This is a genomic window from Paenibacillus sp. FSL R7-0273, from assembly GCF_000758625.1.
Taxonomy (GTDB): Bacteria; Bacillota; Bacilli; order Paenibacillales; family Paenibacillaceae; genus Paenibacillus_AQ.
Window position 1 is genome coordinate 454,991 of record NZ_CP009283.1, and the last position, 19,702, is coordinate 474,692.

Here is a 19,702-nt window from a genome sequence, read left to right on the forward strand (position 1 = left end):
GGCATAGAGAGGGGAGGAGCTTATGAAGGAGCCGGCACATACCGGGGGAAGTATGCGGGAAGAGGAGAGGCTGGCAGTCATCGTGGAGCAGGTCCAGCAGGGTGAGGTGCAGGCTTACAGCCTCATAATTGAGCATTTTCAGCGTCCGATTTATTTGTACTGTTACTATCTGCTGGGAAGCAGGGAGGAGGCGGAGGATGCCGCTCAGGATATTTTTCTTAAGGCGCTGGAGCATATCGGCAGCTTCAGGCAGACGGTATCCTTTTCAGCATGGCTGTACAGAATCGCACGGAACCACTGCACGGATCTGCTCAAAAAACGGAGCAAAGGCTTCAGGCTGTTCGCCATGTACAGGCAGCAGGCGGAGACAGAGGGAAGCGGCCCCGCGCTTACAGACAAGGTTCATGAGCTGCTGGCCCGGCTGACTGCAGAGGAACGGCAGATCCTGCTGCTGAGAGCGCTCGAGCATTATAATTTTGAACAGATTGCCGTTATTGTAGGCATGAATCCGGCCAGAGTCCGCAAGAAATATGAGCGTCTGCGGGACAAGTTGGGCCGGCAAAAAAAGAAGGGGGAGATCAGATTTGGTGAACCGCGCAGTGACAGAGGATGAGCAGCTGGGACAGCTTGAACAAATGATCAGGGAGACTCCAGTGAAGATAGATTTAACCGGGAGTGTTATGGAGCGTTACGAACAGAAGCGGCGGCAGGTGAGCCGGGGGGCGGCATCTGGGCGGAGGGTATGGCGCAAGGCAGCTGTAACGGCGGCTGCGGCTGTACTTATCATGACTGCCGTTGCGGGAACCGGCCTGATTTCACCGGCAGCGGCGGAAGCGCTGAGACAGATTCCGGGAATGGGAAGGGTATTCCAGCTGGCCGGGGATCTCGGGCTGCGTGCTGCGGATGAGCAGGGACTGTACAAGGGTCTTGCGGTAAGTGACACGCATGGCGGTATTAGCGTGGCGGCGACGGCGGTGGCTTTTGACGGAATCCGGGTGTCGGTTGGCATTGAGCTTACAGCACCAGCATCAGCGCCAGAAGCAGAGTTGCAGACAGGGTCTTTACAGGAGGCTATGACTGATGTTGAGCTGTCGATTAACGGGCAGCCGCTGAATGATTACGCTCCTGATGGCGGCAGCATCGGGCCGTTTCTTTTCCCGGTACCGGACAGTGATAAGCTCGTGCTGGAATTTTCGGATCTGCGCAACCAGGGCGGTCAGGCATTCCCGGAGCAGTTTGGGCTTGGCTTACATTTTCGAATCGCGGGGATAGAGGAGCCTTTCCTGCTCGATATACCGGTTGAGCTGAACACCCGGGACAATCTGGTGCTGGCGCCTTCGGCTGTACGGAATAACGGGAATGTTAGGATACAGGTGGACAAGGTCGAGCTTACACCGGTGACCACCAATATAACAACCCGGCTGGAGCTGGAGGGAATGACGATATCGGAAATGCACAGCAGCGGCAGCAGTATCGGCTTCGACCTGTTGGATGACCAGGGGAACAAGCTTCAGATGCTGTCAGGTAACGGAACAAGTGCCGCCGGCGGCACTGTGCTGGTCCAGGACTCGAGGTTTGCACCATTAGCGTCTGTACCGGAGTCTATAACTATAAAGCCGTATCATTATGTATATAAAGAGAACAGTACAAGTGAGTTTCAGCTGGATGCTGACGGGCATGTGATGGTGGAGTATATCCCTGGACTGGAAATGACTATACCGGTAACGGGGGCCGTACAGTAATCCAGTTACAGATGCGGGAAGGTAATATTCATATTAAAAAAGAGGCGGCTCCTGCCGGATGATAAACATCCGGGGAACCGCCTCTTTCAATTAAGGTGGGTAGAGCCTGCTGGCATATCCTTTGTTTTTTAGTTGATGAATCCGAGTGCCAGCAGGGTTTTCTCCAGCATTGTAGCAGCTTCCGCACGGGTAGCTGATTTCTGCGGAGCGAAGGACCCGTCCGGCTGTCCCTGAATGATGCCCTCAGCAGCAATTTCAGCTACAGCCGCCTGAGACCAGGCAGGAAGGGCAGCAGCATCGCTGAACTTAGCCAGCGCTGCAGGATCACCATTCAGTGTCTTGCCGGTGTACTTCATGGCCTTGGACAGAATCGCAGCCATCTCCTGACGGGTGATCGGGCTGTTTGGCTTGAAGCTGCCGTCTGTGTAGCCTGTGATCAGTCCCGCAGCAGCTGCGGTGTGTACAGCATCCGCATACCATGCACCTGCATTAACATCACTGAAGGTAGCACCGCTGCTTACTGTTGCCAGACCGAGTGAGCGGGTAATTAGGGCAGCGAATTCTGCACGGGTCACCGCTTGTGAAGGTGAGAAGGCAGTATCGCTAGTTCCGGTGATGATCAGCTTGGACGACAGCAGTTCAATGGCTGCTTTGGCCCAATGGCTGGTAATATCTCCGAAGGTCTTGCTTGACTGGACAACCGTGTAATAGCTGTTGCTGTTACGTTTAATGGTAACGAGGGTAGTTCCATCAGCCTGTGTAGTGAATACCGAAGGCACGAACGAAAGCTTGCCGGTTGCCGGATCAAAGGAGACAGCAGTTGCATTGTCCGGATTCACTGTTTGTGTTGCCTTAATAGTACGGCTTACGTAGGTGCTGCCGAAGCTGTTCAGCGGTACGCTGTTATTACCGGCCTGAGCGGAAATGGAAAACTCAATTACCGGTGCTGCCAGAGTAACCGAGCCTGCTTGTGCAGCAACTGCCTGATTCACACTGCCCAGCACAGTGCTGCTGGCTGGCAGAATGGATACAGTAATCGTAAAGTCACTTGTACCGAGCTGAGCGGCAAGTGCTGTTCCATTCACAACGCTGAGTGGAAGCGAGTAAGAGGTTCCGTCGGTTGTGTTAAAGGTAAGCACAGCTGCCGGATTGGCTGCCGCCTGCTGAATCAGCACGCTGGCCGGAAGCACGGCCTGTGCTCCGCCTGTTGTTGAAGTCAGCTGGATAACCAGCTCATTGCGTCCTGCAGGCAGTGCTGCGAACTGGGCTGTCAGCGACTCAGCTGTAATGGTTGTCACCTGCGGTGCAGCCGTTGGTGCTGGTGTAGCTGTTGCAGTAGGTACCGGTGTTGCCACTGGTCCGCCGCCGTTCGAAGGGTTGCCCGGAGCTGGTGTAGGTGTTGGCGTAGGCGTAGGTGTTGCACCCTTCAGATCCGTAATGCGTCCCTCTGTTCCAATATTTACTGTCTTCAGTTGTGCCAGATAGTCTGTGAAGACTTCATAATCCGGCAGATACAGCTCGTAATAACGTCCGTCTGCCTTAGCGGCTGCCAGGGAACGGTAGAAGTCACCGCCGCCTGCCATGAAGGAGTTAGTGGACAGGATGTAGTACGCCTTAGGATCGATGGCAGTGTAGCTGCCGTCGGCCTGCTTGATTTCTACAGAGACGATACGCTCGCCGACCTGTTCAACTGCATTGGTTGTTGCATTAATGATTTCCGCCTTTTTGGTGGAATCGTAGGTGTAGCGCAGGCCTGAGACCTGAGCGAAACGGCCCTGGTCGCTTTCCAGCCCGCTGACGCCGTTCTCCAGGGCAGCGATGATTTCCTGGCCGGTTACCTTCAGGGCAACCAGACTGTTGGAGAATGGCATTACCGTCAGCACTTCACCAAGGGTGATTTCGCCTTGATCAATACCGGCGCGGATACCGCCGCCGTTCTGAATAGCTACGTAGCCCTTGATTGCGGACTGCTCAGCTTCAGGAATCAGCTTGCTTACCAGTTCTTTGGCCTTGACGTTGATACCGTCAGCAATCAGGTTGCCAAGGTTGGTCTCTTCATTGCGGACCACCCGGGTCAGCTTGCCATTGATCATCCGGTCGTAGACCAGCGGAACGTCGGTTTTGCCGACAACAGTCTGACGGATTTCCGCCAGCTCAGCGTCGTATTTCACGAGCATCGCTTTGGCTGTTGCATCTTCCGCATATTTTGTCGTGTCAATCAGCTTGCCGTTATACGTTGTAATTACGCCCTCGTCGTCGAAGTTCACATCGAGCTCGCCGAGGTATGTGCCGTATTCACCGGTCTGTACAATTAGAGTCGGCTCAGTGTCTTTGTTGAAGACAACCGGAGCATCCAGCTTGGTGTGGGTGTGGCCGCCGACGATAACGTCAATGCCTGCAACCTCAACAGCCAGCTTCTGGTCTACATTGTAGCCCAGGTGGGATACCGCAATGATTTTGTTGATGCCCAGTGCCTGCAGAGCTTTGACGGTGTTCTCGGCGCTGGTCTTGTAATCCTTAAAGGCGATATTGTCGCCCGGTGAGGACAGGCCTACCGTATCTTCAGTCGTCAGGCCGAAGATCCCGATTTTTTCACCGTAAACTTCTTTAATAACGGATGGATAGATGTGGCCGTTCTCTACCGGAGTAGCAGAATCGGAACCGCCAACCTTATCTACGAAAATATCCTTGAGCTCATTATTCTTGGTGATATAGTCGATGTTTGAGCTGATGAACGGGAACTCCGCTTTGTCGATGAAGGCTCTGAGTGTCGGCAGACCCTTATCAAACTCATGGTTCCCGAAGGTCATAGCATCATAGCCGATGTAGTTCATGAACTCCAGGTCAGCCAGTCCTTCAAACTTGGTGAAGTACAGCGTACCGGAGAATACATCCCCTGCATCGAGCAGGATGGAGTTACCAGTGCGCTCCTGCTTGATCGCTGTAACACGCTTAACCACAGTCTCCAGATGGCTGTGCGTGTCATTCGTGTGTAGTACTCTCAGGGAGAAGTCTGCATTCAGGTCGACCTGGGCCAGAACCGGATCATGGTCGGATACTCTTCCGCGGTCTGCCGGGAAGTCTGCATTCAGGTGGACAACGTCAACCTCAGCGGAGGCTGTCAGGTTTTTGCTTACCAAAATATGATCAAGCACCTGTGAGTTGCCGTCGTACGTATAGGTGTAGCGTTCATTCAGCGGCAGCTTGTCGATCAGGTTATCGAGCTCGGTGCCTTTTAGAATAGAAGCCGTCTGAGTGAACTGGAAATCGTTAAGGTCACCAAGCGCGACGATGTTCGCAGCAGGGTTGGCTGTCAGAACTTCTTTGACAAAGCCGTTCACTACTGCAGCAATTTTATGGCGCTGTGTTTCACTTGAAAGCACAGGCGGCTGCACGTTGCCGAATGGACCGTTATCGCCCGATTTGGAGTTGAAATGATTGGCGATCACAATAACCTTTTCACCGTTAAATTCAAACTGGGCCGCAAGCGGTTTGCGCGAGCTGGCAAAAGCAGTGTTAGCAGGGTCGATTCTGCCTGGATTATAGGTAAGCTTATCTGCAGCTGCATCATAGCCGACAGCCTGGGTAGCAGATCCCTTTTGACCATTGACACTTTCAGACAGCTTTACTCTGTCAGTGTTATAGAGGAAGCCGACACGGATATTTCCGCCCGGCGCCCCGCCGTCTGCGTTATTCACCGGAGCAATATCAACATAAGTGTAGACTGGACCTCCGGCTGCCTGAATCGCCTGAATCAGCTCGGCGGCACTGGCCTCCACATTACCGTTATTGCCTTCACCGTCGCTGTCCTGCATTTCAACAACGCCGATGATATCCGGTTTTTTCATATTTGCAGTGATAGATTCTGCGAGTTTCTGAATTTTTGCTGCTCCTACACCCGGATAATAGTTCTCAATGTTGTAGGAAGCGATCAGCAGTTTTTCGTTATCTACAGTAATAGTAGAGGTTTCCTGCTTGAAGCTGCTTGGAGTAATGCCTGGCAGGCTTCCGTTGTCCGGAATAACCTTGTAATTTCCGTTGTTGTAGCCGATAACACCTGTAACATTACCGTTAAACTTGTCACCTGTACCTACTTGCTGTCCGGGATCACCGTAAGCGATCAGGAGACGCTGGGGATTAAGATTATCTGATCCCTTCAGGACAAGTCCTCCGGCAGGTGTAATGACATCCTGAGCTGTATTTTCTACTCTTACAGGAATGTTGTAAACCATTGAATTACCGCCGCCGCTTGTCCAGTAAGGACTGATAATAGTCGGGCTTGGCAGGGTAACCCGCATGCCTTCAAGGGATTCGTAGAAATCTGCAGCATCCTCAGAAGGCTGGAATACTGTCAGTCCGTCATTGTCGATGATGGAGTCTGGAATAACCCGTCCGTCCTTGCCGAGCACTACTGGTGCAGGCAATTCTACATTCTTGGCAATGGTTTTGATGGAGCTGAGTGTGATCTGGGTGGAAGTCAGGTTGCTGCTGCTTCCTTCATTATATTCGGAGACAACACCTGTAACCGCCACATGATCCCCGATTGCAGGCTTCAGGCTGGCATTGGTGCTGTATACGTAAATCCCTTCCGAGGTGTTGATATTGTTATCAGGCTTAGGATCCTGGATGAAAAAGCCCTTATAATTGCCGTTTGCAAACGTATATCCAAGCTCAGTAACAATACCCTCTACATCCGTCACCGTTTGATTGGCAAAGCTGGAGGTATGGGATTCGCCCTGAATGTCATGGATACGCGGCTGTCCGGTAGCTTTGTATTCAAACGTGTAGACTTTGCTGGTCTGGCCGCTAAGTACTGCAACAGCCTTAATTACAATGTCCTTATCAACAGTGATCGGTGCTGTATACAGCGGACTTGCTGCTGTTGGTGTAGCGCCGTCAATTGTGTAGTGTACTGCTGCTCCGGCAGTAGGGCTGGAGAGCGTTACCTGTCCGCCGATAATGATCGGACCCGCACCCGGGCTGGCGATGACGGAGAACAGCTCCTCTACCAGACTCCCGGCATTCAGAGGAATGAATTGGTAGACATTTCCGAACTGCTCAATGACACCTGTGATCTGATCGAAATGTTTACCGACAGCTAAAGGAGCTAGAGAAGAATAGATCGGGAACTTATCAGCACCCTGGCTTGCAATAAAGCTGGTTCCTTCCTTGCTGTCAATAGTCACATCCTCGAGTGTAACAAGCTGTGCTTCATACGCTTCACCGTTGGCTGAAGAAAGATCTGCAGCGGTAATCAGCTTAGGAGCCGGAACGCCTGCGTTCTCGGCAGTCACCTTATAAGTGAGGCCGGTAGCCGTCTTAATCTCCTGCAGATTGCTGTAGATATCCATTTCACCTTGAACTTCCACACGGTCACCGACCTGTGCAAATGCCGGGAAGCCGTACAGCACGATTGCTCCCGTGTCATCCTGAATAAAGGTTTTCGCACCGTTGATGTGGGTAACAACGCCTTCAGTCCATACATTATCGCCTTTTTCTGCTGGTCTTACAGCGGCGACATTCTGCTTCGTCAGGATAGAATAGTCAAAAGTCGATACCTTGCTGTACACGTTATCCGCGACAGAGGCATATGCCTTAATCGTCGTCGGCGCGCTTAGCTGGATCGGTCCGTTATACGGTGTGAATGCGGCAGTAGCGCCGTCTATGTAAACTGCAGCATAGACTGATGCGCCCACTGTGGCTGTGTCAAGGGACACTGCTGTGCCCAGCGGCCAGGCATTGGAGGCCGGGGAAGCGGTTACGGCTTCTACGGCTTGCTTGATACCGTAGCTGCTGTTACGCGGGTCTGGGGTTTGAACTGCGAAGTCGTTAGCATTATTGTCTGTGTCCAGACCGCGGCTGTCAGCCGGAGCGCCTTCGGCAGCTTTGCGGATAGCTGCAAGCGTAGCACTGATTACGCCGGTAGGGCCACTGCCTTCATATACAGTAGCGGCTCCCGCACCTACCATATCAACGCTTACTTCTGCGTTGTTCACTAGATCTACTTTACCGCCGGCTGCTCCCATTGCTATGTTTCCTGTTGCATCCGGAGCCGGCAGTTCCTTGGTACCGCCGGCACCTGCTGCCTGTTGAATCAGGAAGTACCCGTTAGCTGGGATCGTCCCCTTCAATTCGGTAATGTTTTTCGTTGTAGCAAGATCGCCGCTTGCACTGGCACTGGCGTAACGCACCTTCCAGCCGTCCAGGCTCACCGCCTTGTCAGTAGGATTATATAATTCAATAAAATCATTCTTGAGTTCTGCGCCGCTGTTGCCTCCGCCGCCATAAACCTGTGAGATTACAATATTACTGTTATCTGTTGCTGCCTGTGCAACTTGTCCGGCAGGTAATACGATGCCAATCAGCATCAGCATTGCCAGTCCTGCGGACAGCCATTTCTGCATCCTGTGAGAAATAACCATTATTCTAAACCCACTTCCTCTCAAACTGTGATTTACAACCTAGTAAGTGTAACATCCATTTGTAAAATGAAAGGTTGTCTCACATGAATATATATTAATTTTATATTAAATAAAATTAAAAGGTAGAAAGTTTATATAGAATGCACAAAAACATAGGAATATGTAGTGAAAATCCATAAATAATTATGCAGCTTCCTATTCTCTTGTAAAATCAAATCAATGGTTATGTGAATCGAGTGTTAGGTATGCGTGAAATACATGTAAAAGTAGCTGTAGAAGTTTGTTTTTGAATACTAGTTGGGGGAAGCCTCATATCAGCTCTCTCTTGAGCTCAGATGCCGGACCGGATAGATGTATAATGTGCAACTAAAAGCTGCAGAAATCAGCCTTCACATCATTTAAGTGTATTTGGTACAGCTAAAATGGCTTTAAATGGGCGGAAAAGGCTTTTTGCCGTTTTTTAAGTGTACAGAGTGCAGTTAAAGCGGGAAATGGGCGGGAAACAGGCATTTTAAGTGTACAAAGTGCAGCTATGCGGAATTATAGGGGAAGGCAGAAAAGCAAAAAGCAAAAAGCAAAAAGCAAAAAGCAAAAAGCAAAAAGCAGCAGAGAAGCGTCCGTGGAACGTTCTCTGCTGCTTATAATTATGTTGTGAGGGTGCTTCTATAAATACAAGGCAGCTTATTAAATTGCCGTGAAATACTTCATGTCTGCCGTAGCTCCAGCTTCTCCAGCCCGTTCATATACTTCCGCAGCGCCGCCGGAATATAGACCGATCCGTCCTCCTGCTGATGGTTCTCCAGCAGCGGTATAAGAATCCGCGGCGTGGCCACGGCAGTATTATTCAGCGTGTGGCAATACTGCAGCCGGCCCTGCTCGTCACGGTAGCGGATGTTCGAGCGCCGGGCCTGGAAGTCATGCAGGTTCGAGGCCGAGTGGGTTTCGCCGAAGGCATCCCGGCTGGGCATCCAGGTCTCCACATCATATTGCTTATGCGTCTTCAGCGACATGTCGCCGCTGCACACGGCAACTACGCGGTAAGGCAGCTCCAGCAGCTGCAGAATATGCTCGGCATTCGCTAGAATTTCCTGCAGCATCTGCTCCGAGTCCTCCGGGTTATTGCGGCAGAATACAACCTGCTCAATCTTCGAGAACTGGTGCACCCGGTACAGGCCGCGCACATCGCGTCCGGCCGAGCCGACCTCGCGGCGGAAGCAGGCCGACATTCCGGCCAGCCGCAGCGGCTCTTCCAGCTCCACAATCTCGTCGCTGTACAGCGAGACCAGCGACACCTCCGATGTGCCGGCGAGCCAGCGGTTTTCCCCGTTCAGCTCGTAGGTCTGATCCCGTCCGCCGGGGAAAAACCCCGTCCGCTCCAGCGCCTCCGGACGGACAAGTACCGGCACATCCATCGCCGTGAAGCCGCGCTGTGCCAGTACATCCAGTGCCAGCCGCTGCACGGCGAGATGGAGATCGAGCCCCGCGCCCTTCAGCACATAGCTGCGCGGGCCGCCGGCTTTGACGCCGCGCGGGATATCGAGGATGCCGTGCAGCTCGCCCAGCTCGACATGATCGCGCGGGGCGAAGCCGAACTGCGGCAGCGTTCCGTTGCGGCGGAGCTCAACGTTCTCGCTGTCGTCCTTACCGATCGGCGTGTCCGCCGATACGGGATTAGGGACGAGCAGCTGCAGTTCACCGCAGCGGCGCTCGGCCTCTGCCAGCTCGGCCTCCAGCGTGCCGAGCAAGGCATTGAGTGCCCGCACCTGCTCCTTGGCCTGCTCTCCGGCGGCAGGATTGCCCTGGCGCAGCAGCAGCTCAACCTTCTTGGTCAGCTTGTTGCGCTCCGCACGATGCTGCTCGGTGTCGCGGCGCAGCGCCCGCCGCTTGTCGTCCCATTCCAGCAGCTCCTCCAGCGGAAACCCGGCTCTTTTCCAAAGTGCCGTATTTCTCACAAGCTCTTGATTTTCCCTGATCCAGTTCATGTCTAACATACCGCATTCGCTCCTTTTGTCTTAAAAAAATACAAAAAACGCCCTCATCCATGGGACGAGGAGCGTCAGCTCGCGGTGCCACCCAGGTTGACCGAACTTGCGGAGTTACAGGCTTGCAGGAGGTTCGGTCCTCTTTGGTCTTCGCGGTAACGGGCGAAACCCGGTGAACTTAGGGAACAAGGAAAATGCTCCGGTCGCAGACGCCTCACGGTTGGATGCCGGTCATTGGCAGGATTGCAATATAGGTTTGCCGCTCATTATATCCCAACAAGCCGACATGCGCAAGCAATGGGATGAAAAACGGGCTTATAAAAGCGCATTTTGAGGTTTGACAATATTCCGTCCTTTTTGATAGGATTATTTATAATTTAAAGTATTTTAGACCGCGCTGAGCGGCATATTCTCTCTTATTAACAATAGCGGAAGAGGTGTAAATGTGGCCAAAATAGTTGTAATCAACGGAACGCCATCCCTGGTATCGCGGATTAACGCGGTTATCGAATATGCAGAGGCGGATCTGCGCGGGCGCGGTTTTGAAGTAGAACGGATTAATGTGGCCGAGCTTCCGGCAGAGGACCTGATTCATACCAAGTTCGAGAGTGAAGCGATTGTAAAAGCGAACGGGCTCGTAGCCGAGGCTGATGCCGTGATTGTTGTAAGTCCGGTATATAAGGCTTCCTACACGGGTGTGCTGAAAACCTTCCTCGATCTTGTCCCGCAGAAAGGGCTGGCCGGTAAAATCGTGCTTCCGCTCTTCATGGGCGGCAGCCTGGCGCATCTGCTGGCGATCGACTACTCGCTGAAGCCCGTACTGTCTGTTCTGGGTGCCCGCCATATTCTGGGCGGCGTATATGCCGTTGATTCCCAGGCGGTGCGCAACGACCAGGGTGTTGTCGAGCTGGCTGATGAGCTCCAGCTGCGCCTGAACAGCGTGCTGGAGGAGCTGGCAGAGGAGACCGCGGCGAAGGCTGCGCGTAAAGCCGCAGAGTAATCCTTCTTCTTAGCAGGCAGGAGACAGCTGAGTAACATTCAAAAGCCCCTCACTGCCGGAAATCCGGCGGTTACGGGGCTTTTGTGCATTTTGTACAATAGAATGTAGCCTCATTTTCACTATAAGCAGGGCTTGATCTACATAGCGTCTTACGCAGCTTACAGCACTGCCGGCTGCCAGTGCACAACCTCGCTGCCGGCCAGACTGGCCGGTATATCGATAATCCGCTGGTTGCTGCTGCCCCGGTAAGGAAGCGTGGTGTCCTTGAGCTCCTCGACGAACCGGCCGTCAATTACCACCTGGCATAAAGCCAGCAGGTTCCATTCCGGCGAGCCCGGAGCGGCGGTCAGCTCTTCGTACGTGTAGCCGGTATAAATCCAGACCGGGAAGTCCGGCAGCTCGGCACGGAGCTCACGGAGGAAGCCGCAGGCTTCATCCGCCGAGAAAAAAGGATCGCCGCCAGCCAGCGTCAGTCCATCCAGCAGCGGATTGGCTGCCATCTCGGCGATAATCTCGCGCTGGCGCTCCAGCGTGAACGGCTCGCCGAAATTGAAGTTCCAGGTCTTCGGATTGAAGCAGCCGGGGCAGCGGTGGCGGCAGCCGCTCAAGAAAATAACCGCCCGCATGCCCTCTCCTTCATTTATAGACTCCGGATAGTAGCCGCAGATATTCATAGATGCTTGATGCGGTCTCTCACTTCAGCCTGCTTGGCAGCATTGAAGCGGGTCTGGTAGTCGCCGGTCAGATATCCGGTTACCCGGCGCAGCCGGCGGATATGCACGTCATGCTCATGAGCGTCACAGGAAGGGCAGTTCGTGCCGATAACCCCTTCATAGCCGCAGCCGGAGCAGCGGTCAATCGGGTGGTTGATGCTGAAATAGCTGATCTGCTGCTCCAGCGCGTACTTAATGATTTTTACAAAAGCCGCCGGGTTGCTCCGCGCGTTCCCGTTCAGCTCCACGTAGGAGATTGCGCCGGCGTTGCAGTATTCATGGAACGGGGCCTCCAGACTGATCTTCTGGGCTGCGCCAAGCTCATGATATACAGGGATGTGGAACGAGTTCGTATAATATTCACGGTCCGTTACGCCCGGGATCGAGCCCAGCACCTTGCGGTCCACCTTGGTGAACTTGCCGGACAGGCCTTCAGCCGGTGTAGCGAACAGAGTAATGTTCAGATCCAGCTCTTCGCTCTTACGGTCGCAGTATTCACGCATGTGGCGGACGATGGCCAGCGCTTTGGCGTGAACCTCCATGTCCTCGCCGTGGTGCTTGCCGTACATTGCCTTCATGCATTCTGCCATCCCGATGAAGCCGAGGGAGAGGCTGCCGTGCTTGAGCAGATCGCCTACGATATCCTCGGGAGCGAGCGCCTCGCCGCCTTCCCATACGCCCTCACGCATCATAAAGTCAGAGGCCTTGGCCTTCTGGGCTGCCTGGATACGGAAACGGTGCAGCAGGCCTTCCAGCGCAATATCCATATAGTGGTTAAGGTCATCATAAAAGCCTTCTTCATCAGCCGCCAGCCGGCGTCCTGTAATAGTGCCGTGGGCAAGCCCGAGGCGGACCAGGTTCAGTGTGTTAAAGGACAGGTTGCCCTTGCCGGAGCAGTGATTGCGTCCAAAACGGTCACCGAGCACCCGCGTGCGGCAGCCCATTGTTGCGAATTCCGTATCCGGATCAGCCGGATCATAGTACTGCAGATTGAGCGGCGCATCCAGGTTGGCAAAGTTCGGATACAGTCTGCGCGCCGAGCATTCAGCCGCCTTCAGGAACAGCTCATAGTTCGGGTCGCCCTGCTGCTGGTTGACACCCTGCTTGCATTTGAAAATCTGAATCGGGAACACCGGCGTCTCACCGCTGCCAAGGCCGTTCATCGTTGCGGTCAGCAGGGAGCTGATAACCAGCTGTCCTTCCGGAGTTGTGCAGGTACCATAGTTAATGCTTGTAAAAGGAATCTGTCCGCCCGAACGGCTGGACATCGTATTCAGGTTGTGAATCATGCTCTCTGCTGCCTGCAGGGTTTCGCTCTCTGTTTCTTTCTGGGCGAAACGGAAGGAGCGCGGATACTGCTCAGCCAGATCACTGCGGCTCATAGTGATTTCGCCGGTAATTTCACCGGCTTCACCCTCCTCGAAGTAGCTGAGTCCTTTGCGGAACAGCTTGGCGAAGGATTTGGTCACATAAGGGGCGAGGTCAAAATCAAGCTTGTTGGCCGAAACGCCGCCATACTGGGCATTCTGCTGGGACTGGAAAATAATCGCCACCAGCGACATTGCCGTCATAATCGAGTTCGGCGGGCGGACACTGCCGTTACCGGTATTGAAGCCTTCGCGGAGCAGCTTTTCGAAGGGAATGAAGATACAGTTGGTTGTTCCGATAGCGTATTGGTCCAGATCGTGCACATATACCACATTATCGAGCGTTGCCTGTACGAGCTGCGGCGGCATGGTGAAATTGCGGGCATACCATTTGGAATACTCACTGCCGAATTTACTCATTTTACCGGAAAAGCTTTCTCCGTTCAGGTTGGCGTTCTCACGCAGCAGATCCAGATCGGCGCTGTCAATAATATCCCGGCCTAAATGTATTAATTCATTCAGAAGAACCTCCTGTGCAGCTTGTCCGCTATTGTGCCGTTTCTCCAGCAGCGTCATATGTAACTCTCTCCTCTCGGTATGGTTGTCCGTCAATCTATTTAATCCATAATATGTTGTCTGTCTGCGCCCAGTAAAAAGGCACCTCCCGCCTTAGAGGCGGAAAATGCCCGGATGCGTACGAAATATCCGTATAGGCGGATATTTGCCAGTGGTCTGGGTGTGAAGAAAAGGGCGTTACGCCTCTCGTCTTATGCAGAGCCGATACCTGAAGGCAATAGGGACTATCGTCCTCAGGTATCGGCAGCCTGATGCCCCTGTTATCCGGGAAGGCTGATTCTGCTGCTGCAGGCCGCATTCGGACACCTCTCCTGTTCCTCGCAGGGGTATATAACGGTGCCCGGAAACAGGCAGGTCTCCTGGCTCCCGGTTCATCCGGCGGCTCCTTCCCGGGGGCTTGTCCGCCCTCCAGTGGTCTATGCCGTGGATGTGCCTGACAGGGAGCATTCTCCCGTCCGGCATTCCGGTTACAGTGGCGGGACCGCTGCGGATTTGCACCGCGCTTCCCTATTAAGCTTCTACTCTCTTAACAAGAGTAAAGCACCTGCTTCCACTATATTTGGTTGATGTTATTAAAAATACCCCAATATATTGTGTTTGTAAACCATTTTTTGCAAAGCCGCGCGGGGAGCGGCTTCAGCCTGCTTACTCACAGCTGATCCACAACTAGTCCACAGGTAATCCACAGCTTAAGCCGGAAATAAGGCAGACAGGATTCATAAATTGTCCGAAAAGCCGCCACAAAGAATCCATAAATCTAGTGATTCTGACACTAGATTTATAGGAGGGAGCTTATAGCCGTTATAGGGCTTATATAGAAGGAAAATGATGAATTTTTTGTGGCGAAAATTTGTGGGGGAGCAGTGAAGTTGCTACAATGAAGTTGGTTAAAGGAATTTATGTCAGGAGGAATCGAACGATGGCAATCGGCGAAGTTACAGTCATTCCAATCGGTACAGGCAGCACCAGTCTCAGCAGCTATGTGGCCGATATGCAGCGTGTGCTGCAGACAGTGGAGGGGATCACCTTTGAGCTGACCTCCATGGGGACGATTATCGAGGGCCCGGTATCCAGGATTTTGGCCGCTGTAGAGGCGCTGCATGAGTCTCCGTTCAATGCCGGGGCACAGCGCGTGTCCACCTCACTTAAGATCGACGACCGCCGTGACAAGCCATCCACGAGCCGCAGCAAGCTGCAATCGGTAGTCAACAAGCTGCAGGAAGAATAGAGCCCCGGGACAGTATAAAAGGGTATTGGCGATTTTCACCAAAAGTTGTATAATGTTTTTGTTTATGACGGGTATCCCAAGCTTCAGGCTGGTGTAGCTCAGGGGTAGAGCAACGCACTCGTAATGCGTAGGCCGGGGGTTCAATTCCCTTCACCAGCATGTTTACAAAGTCGATAGTGGCGCGGTTTCCGGGGTTCCGGGGGCCGCGCTTTTTATTCCAGTAAAGGGTGTGCCGAAGCCTTAACCTTCAAGCCCTTGCCCGCCGCGCTATTCTCCGCCAAGAAAACGATGAATTCGTGCTGCCAGCTTTTGGCCGGTGTTGGCTTCCGTAAGCGTGAGATCCCAGAGTACCGCATTGGTTCGGGAGTCGGCGGCATCGTTGAAAACGGCAATCGTGAGCTCCTGCTTGCCTTCAAGCGGCACTCTGAAGGATTCCGGCTGATTTCCGCCCGTGCCGATATTGATATCTATGGAGTAAATCACTTCTCCGTCGGCGCTAATAATGACGCGGCTGCTGCCGCTGCCCATCGCATTTATCGCGTCGTCAGGGACGGCAATATTACCGGAAAATTCTTTATACTGTCCATCTAGGTGCAGTGAGAACTCGTGATTTCTCGGATTATCGCGGCTGTATAGATTGAACGCCGGTTCGATCCGCTCCTGCCCTGCAGTGAAACCGTTGAAGCGTGCTTCCCACCGCACTTCGCCATGCTCAAGGGGGAGCTGGTCCAGCGCCTTAATCTCACCGTGGCCATGATCCAGATAATAATTGATACCACTCACGGCGGAGTAGACGATCGACGTCAAAACCACTCCGGAGAACAGGAGCTTGAGTAAACCTTTTTGCGTTGTACGATCGCGGCGGATCAGCCGCTGGGCGCTATAGCCTACAATCGCACCCAGCGTATTAATGACGATATCATTGATATCAAAAGAGCCCAAATGGGTCACCATCTGGATCAGCTCAACCCCGGTAATGGCTGCTAAAAAGATCAAGAGGAACGGCAGGAACCGGCAGCGGATCAGCAGCGGAATCACTAGCCCGAATGGTACGAATGCCAGATAGTTACCGAGGTTGAAGACCCAAAGGCTCAAATATCCACCGCCCGGAAACCGCAGCGGAATCCCGTCAAATACCAATTGATACCGCAAGCCCGTCTCTGGCAGAGTCGATGAGCGGTTAAAGCCAACGAATAAGAAAAATAGAGTAAGAGCTGTGTATAGCCCAAACCCGATCCAGGCGACAGTTCTCATTTTTCCTTGAAACATGATGCACGATCTCTCCTTATAACTCCATTTAGTGTCCTTGCAGGGACCATGTATTTACACAGAAATTGTAACATGCGCGGATCCCAGCCTCGAAATCTGTGAGAATAAAACCGTCATCTCTGCTGGAGATAAATCGAAATCCCGTTGAATCCAGAATTGCATCGTCCCCACATAGGCTGAAGCAAGATAGGCAAATAAGTACTGTTGCTTTACAGGGATATCTGCGGACTTAACCTGTTGATGATTTACGCGATAGGCATTAATAAACTGTTGATTGATCAGCTCGGTCATTTGAAGGGGGAGATTGGTGTCGCCTCCGAAGCCGAGGAATATTTTAAAATAATGCCTTTGCTCAAGGACATACTCGAATGGGCGTACATAGCCTGAGGGCGGGTCGATAAAAGGTTCCTTGCTTTCACGGGTGTGGCCAAGCTTCTTTATAATGCTGCCGAATTGCTCCAGCACCTCATTTTTATACTGCTCATAAAAATCATGAATGTCCTGATAGTGCAGATAAAAGGTCCCTCTGTTTAATCCGGCTGTTTCCGTCAGTTCTTTAACAGTGATGGTTTCAAGTGGCTTTTCTGACGCCAGATCAAGCAAAACCTTTCGTAAAAGAGTCCGGGTCCTTAGAATCCGGCGGTCTGTTTTTTCGTTCACTGCGATATCCTCTCCTACATAAAATAGTAGCTTTACTAATCATTCTGCCGCTTGCCGTTGATTAATGAACATAGCGATGATCTGTGATCATCGATTGTTTGGTTGTTCTGATTATAATCAGCAGGTAAAAGATAATCAACACGATGTTTAGTAAAAGGAGAGCTGATATGAATAGTCAGTACAATCAAAACAAGCTGTCTCAACGGAGGCCGTTCCTGCTTACGCTTATGGCTATTATTCCCGGAATGATGATGGTGATGATAGACAGCACTGCCATGAATGTAGCCATCCCCAGCCTGGCTAAGGATTTTGGGGTTTCCTTTGATGCCTTGCAATGGGTAATTACGGGTTATATGTTAGCCATGTCGGTTACTATTCCGCTGGCTGGCTGGTTCTCGGACAGGTTCGGTTCAGCAAAAGCTTATATCATAACCATTATCTTGTTTGTTGTCGGATCCTTGCTATGTGCGCTGGCCCAGAATTCCTTGCAGTTAACGGTCTGCCGGATCCTTCAAGGGCTTGGTGGGGGAATGGTTCAGCCGATAGGAATGGCTATGATATTCCGCCTTGCACCGGAGAATAAGAAAGGGCAGGTCATGGGGATGCTGGGTGTCCCGATGCTGCTGGCACCGGCCTCCGGACCGGTTCTATCCGGCTGGCTGTTAGAATCAACAGGCTGGCAGTGGATTTTTCTCATCAATCTTCCTTTAGGAGCACTTACTGTTTATTTAGGGATACGTTATTTGCTAAAGGCGAATGCACTACGGCCGGCCCAACCCGCTTATGATAAGCAAGCGTTAGATATAGCCGGCTTTTTTCTGGCTCCTGTAGCCTTTGTTTTACTCGCTTTAAGCATGAATGTGGATGGCTCCCAATGGTTTCTTTGGTTATTGAGGGCAGTGAGTGTCCTATTGCTGATCTGGCTGTGGTTTCATGAGACAAGGCATCCGCAGCCCATTCTGGCTCTGAAGGCATTCAGAGAAGTTAGCTTTCGGAGAGGGATGCTTGTAAGCTGGATTCAATATGCAGCTCTAAACGGATCTCTGGTATTTATCCCGCAGTACCTTCAGCATTTTAAAGGATATAGCCCGTTTCAGGCAGGTCTGGTCATGAGTATGCTGGCTATCACGTCTGGGCTGCTTATGCCGGTTGGCGGGAGGCTTTTTGATAAGGTGGGTATACGCCCGCTTGCCGGCTTGGGTTTAGGGACGATATCCCTGGCGTTATTACTGCTTTCACAGTTAGGCCAGAACGTAGGAGGAGGGCTGATTGGGGGAATGGTGGGGCTGCTCGGAATTGGAATGGGGCTATGTATGATGTCTCTGAATACCTATATCCTGCAATCCGCTCCTTCGGAGCTAATCAGCCGTGTTACACCCCTGACCTCAGCAAGCTCCAACCTGGTAATCCCTATTGCTATTGCTGGTCTGAGCAACTTCCTGGCACTCCGGGCGAACGCGCAGATAACGGTGGCAGGCGGTAGTGCAGCATTGGCAGAAATGAGAGGATACTCTGATACTTTCTTGTTAGCCGCTTGCATTGCTTTGGCAGGAGCATTGTTCAGTCTGCTGCTGGGGTCAAAACGTCATTCGTAGTATCCAGTAAAATTTTTCAGTCGGTACCCAATGATGATCATTGTATAGTTGCAGTTGTACAAAGGGCATCCAAGCTAGGAGGTGCGGTGCCAACGGGCATTAGCTTATACAAAAAAAACCGCCGGGAACCCCCGGCGGCATTAAAAGGGGCGGTAACGCCCCTTTTTGCTATGCTTAAAAATTTAGAAACTAAAGTCCTCGTCACGCAGCGGCTCCACGTTCAGCGCGCGGACATAGCCGTTGCCTTTTTTGGAGAAAAAGTCATGCTGCTTGGTGTGGGTGCTGATCCCGTTCTGGACGATCGGGTTGATCTCTTCCTCGCCAAAAAGCGGGTCGTGACCCAGGTTCATCATCGCCTTGTTGGCATTGTAGCGCAGGAAGGTCTTCACTTCCTCTACAAGTCCGATTGGCGCGTAGATCTGCTCGGTATATTGCTCCTCGTTCGCATGCAGCAGGCGCAGCAGCCCAACGAGTGTCTGGTAGACGTCACGCTGGTCGTCCTCGGACAGGTCCTCAAAAATCTCCTGGGCCAGCACGCCGACATAAACGCCGTGGATGCTCTCGTCGCGCAGGATCAGGTCGATGATTTCGCCGCTGCAGGTCATTTTGCCCTGGCCGGCCAGGTAGAGCGGGTAGAAGAATCCGCTGTAGAACAGGTAGCTCTCCAGCAGGACGGAAGCCGCCATCGCCAGATAGAGATCCTTAGGTGTTTCAATTTTTTTGTAATACTCGGAAATGGTCTGGGCTTTGAACTGCAGGAACGTGTTGTCCTCCACCCAGCGGAAGATGCCGTCGATCTCCTCAGTCGAAGCCAGCGTCGTAAAGATACTGCTGTAGGACTTCGCATGAATCTGCTCCATCATCCCCATGAAGCCGAGCACCGCCTTGCGCTGCAAGCCGTCTACATGCTCCATGATCTGCGGCATCCCTACGCCGCCTTGAATGGTGTCGAGCAGGGTGAGCCCGCCCAGCACCTTCATATAAGAGTCCTTTTCGGTGTCGCTCAGCGTCAGCCAGGACATTTTGTCATCGGATAATGGAATTTCGTCGTCGGTCCAGAACTGCATAATATTCTGGTTCCAGAACATCAGCGAGAAGTCGTCGTCGGGACGGTTCCAGTTCACGGCTTGAATTGCGCTCATAATGGT

General features: G+C 52.5%; 12 protein-coding genes, 1 tRNA gene and 1 riboswitch. Of the genes, 6 read left to right on the forward strand and 7 right to left on the reverse strand.

Going from position 1 to position 19,702, the window contains the following annotated elements; all coding sequences use genetic code 11:
- Nucleotides 1–22 precede the first annotated feature (22 nt).
- Nucleotides 23–613 (forward strand): RNA polymerase sigma factor, encoded by a 591-nt coding sequence (locus tag R70723_RS02000; RefSeq protein ID WP_052421154.1) that lies wholly within the window; start codon nucleotides 23–25, stop codon nucleotides 611–613.
- Nucleotides 588–1,742 (forward strand): DUF4179 domain-containing protein, encoded by a 1,155-nt coding sequence (locus tag R70723_RS02005; protein WP_231574897.1) that lies wholly within the window; start codon nucleotides 588–590, stop codon nucleotides 1,740–1,742. The genes R70723_RS02000 and R70723_RS02005 overlap by 26 nt, the downstream gene beginning before the upstream one ends.
- Nucleotides 1,743–1,870: 128 nt before the next feature.
- On the opposite strand, the gene R70723_RS02010 is transcribed toward R70723_RS02005, so the two are convergent.
- Both R70723_RS02010 and serS read right to left on the reverse strand, forming a co-directional pair.
- Complete coding sequence (locus R70723_RS02010) at nucleotides 1,871–8,164, reverse strand: S-layer homology domain-containing protein (protein WP_231574812.1); 6,294 nt, start codon at nucleotides 8,162–8,164, stop codon at nucleotides 1,871–1,873.
- A gap of 704 nt (nucleotides 8,165–8,868) precedes the next feature.
- Entirely contained in the window at nucleotides 8,869–10,155 is a 1,287-nt protein-coding gene (gene serS / locus R70723_RS02015) for a serine--tRNA ligase (RefSeq protein WP_039869349.1), read from the reverse strand.
- 436 nt (nucleotides 10,156–10,591) lie between these two features.
- Between serS and ssuE the strand changes: the two genes are divergently transcribed.
- Nucleotides 10,592–11,146: an NADPH-dependent FMN reductase gene (ssuE, locus tag R70723_RS02020; protein WP_039869351.1), complete on the forward strand. Its 555-nt coding sequence runs from the start codon at nucleotides 10,592–10,594 to the stop codon at nucleotides 11,144–11,146.
- A 158-nt stretch (nucleotides 11,147–11,304) separates the two neighbouring features.
- Here ssuE and nrdG read toward each other — a convergent pair whose 3' ends face one another.
- Together nrdG and R70723_RS02030 are read right to left on the reverse strand one after the other, a co-directional pair.
- Nucleotides 11,305–11,820: an anaerobic ribonucleoside-triphosphate reductase activating protein gene (nrdG, locus tag R70723_RS02025; RefSeq protein ID WP_039869353.1), complete on the reverse strand. Its 516-nt coding sequence runs from the start codon at nucleotides 11,818–11,820 to the stop codon at nucleotides 11,305–11,307.
- Nucleotides 11,817–13,802: an anaerobic ribonucleoside triphosphate reductase gene (locus R70723_RS02030; protein ID WP_039869356.1), complete on the reverse strand. Its 1,986-nt coding sequence runs from the start codon at nucleotides 13,800–13,802 to the stop codon at nucleotides 11,817–11,819. The genes nrdG and R70723_RS02030 overlap by 4 nt, the downstream gene beginning before the upstream one ends.
- A gap of 332 nt (nucleotides 13,803–14,134) precedes the next feature.
- Nucleotides 14,135–14,365: riboswitch (cobalamin riboswitch) on the reverse strand.
- Nucleotides 14,366–14,721: 356 nt separating this feature from the next.
- Between R70723_RS02030 and R70723_RS02040 the strand changes: the two genes are divergently transcribed.
- Nucleotides 14,722–15,030 (forward strand): MTH1187 family thiamine-binding protein, encoded by a 309-nt coding sequence (locus R70723_RS02040; protein WP_039869360.1) that lies wholly within the window; start codon nucleotides 14,722–14,724, stop codon nucleotides 15,028–15,030.
- Nucleotides 15,031–15,117: 87 nt separating this feature from the next.
- Nucleotides 15,118–15,189 (forward strand) — tRNA-Thr (locus R70723_RS02045).
- Nucleotides 15,190–15,297: 108 nt separating this feature from the next.
- Here the strand turns inward: R70723_RS02045 and R70723_RS31810 are convergent.
- Together R70723_RS31810 and R70723_RS02055 are read right to left on the reverse strand one after the other, a co-directional pair.
- On the reverse strand, nucleotides 15,298–16,299 hold the full coding sequence (locus R70723_RS31810; RefSeq protein WP_052421155.1) for a VanZ family protein: 1,002 nt from the start codon (nucleotides 16,297–16,299) through the stop codon (nucleotides 15,298–15,300).
- Nucleotides 16,300–16,353: 54 nt separating this feature from the next.
- Nucleotides 16,354–16,959 (reverse strand): TetR/AcrR family transcriptional regulator, encoded by a 606-nt coding sequence (locus tag R70723_RS02055; protein ID WP_039869362.1) that lies wholly within the window; start codon nucleotides 16,957–16,959, stop codon nucleotides 16,354–16,356.
- Nucleotides 16,960–17,126: 167 nt separating this feature from the next.
- Between R70723_RS02055 and R70723_RS02060 the strand changes: the two genes are divergently transcribed.
- On the forward strand, nucleotides 17,127–18,554 hold the full coding sequence (locus R70723_RS02060; protein ID WP_039869364.1) for an MDR family MFS transporter: 1,428 nt from the start codon (nucleotides 17,127–17,129) through the stop codon (nucleotides 18,552–18,554).
- 182 nt (nucleotides 18,555–18,736) lie between these two features.
- Here R70723_RS02060 and nrdF read toward each other — a convergent pair whose 3' ends face one another.
- On the reverse strand, nucleotides 18,737–19,696 hold the full coding sequence (gene nrdF, locus R70723_RS02065) for a class 1b ribonucleoside-diphosphate reductase subunit beta (protein ID WP_039869367.1): 960 nt from the start codon (nucleotides 19,694–19,696) through the stop codon (nucleotides 18,737–18,739).
- Nucleotides 19,697–19,702: the final 6 nt, after the last annotated feature.

Bases quoted from the DNA above. Each gene is read 5' to 3' on its own strand.
- nrdG (WP_039869353.1), bottom strand. From the start codon at position 11,820: ATGAATATCTGCGGCTACTATCCGGAGTCTATAAATGAAGGAGAGGGC.
- serS (WP_039869349.1), bottom strand. From the start codon at position 10,155: ATGTTAGACATGAACTGGATCAGGGAAAATCAAGAGCTTGTGAGAAAT.
- R70723_RS02060 (WP_039869364.1), top strand. From the start codon at position 17,127: ATGAATAGTCAGTACAATCAAAACAAGCTGTCTCAACGGAGGCCGTTC.
- R70723_RS02030 (WP_039869356.1), bottom strand. From the start codon at position 13,802: ATGACGCTGCTGGAGAAACGGCACAATAGCGGACAAGCTGCACAGGAG.
- R70723_RS02040 (WP_039869360.1), top strand. From the start codon at position 14,722: ATGGCAATCGGCGAAGTTACAGTCATTCCAATCGGTACAGGCAGCACC.
- R70723_RS31810 (WP_052421155.1), bottom strand. From the start codon at position 16,299: ATGTTTCAAGGAAAAATGAGAACTGTCGCCTGGATCGGGTTTGGGCTA.
- R70723_RS02010 (WP_231574812.1), bottom strand. From the start codon at position 8,164: ATGGTTATTTCTCACAGGATGCAGAAATGGCTGTCCGCAGGACTGGCA.
- R70723_RS02000 (WP_052421154.1), top strand. From the start codon at position 23: ATGAAGGAGCCGGCACATACCGGGGGAAGTATGCGGGAAGAGGAGAGG.
- nrdF (WP_039869367.1), bottom strand. From the start codon at position 19,696: ATGAGCGCAATTCAAGCCGTGAACTGGAACCGTCCCGACGACGACTTC.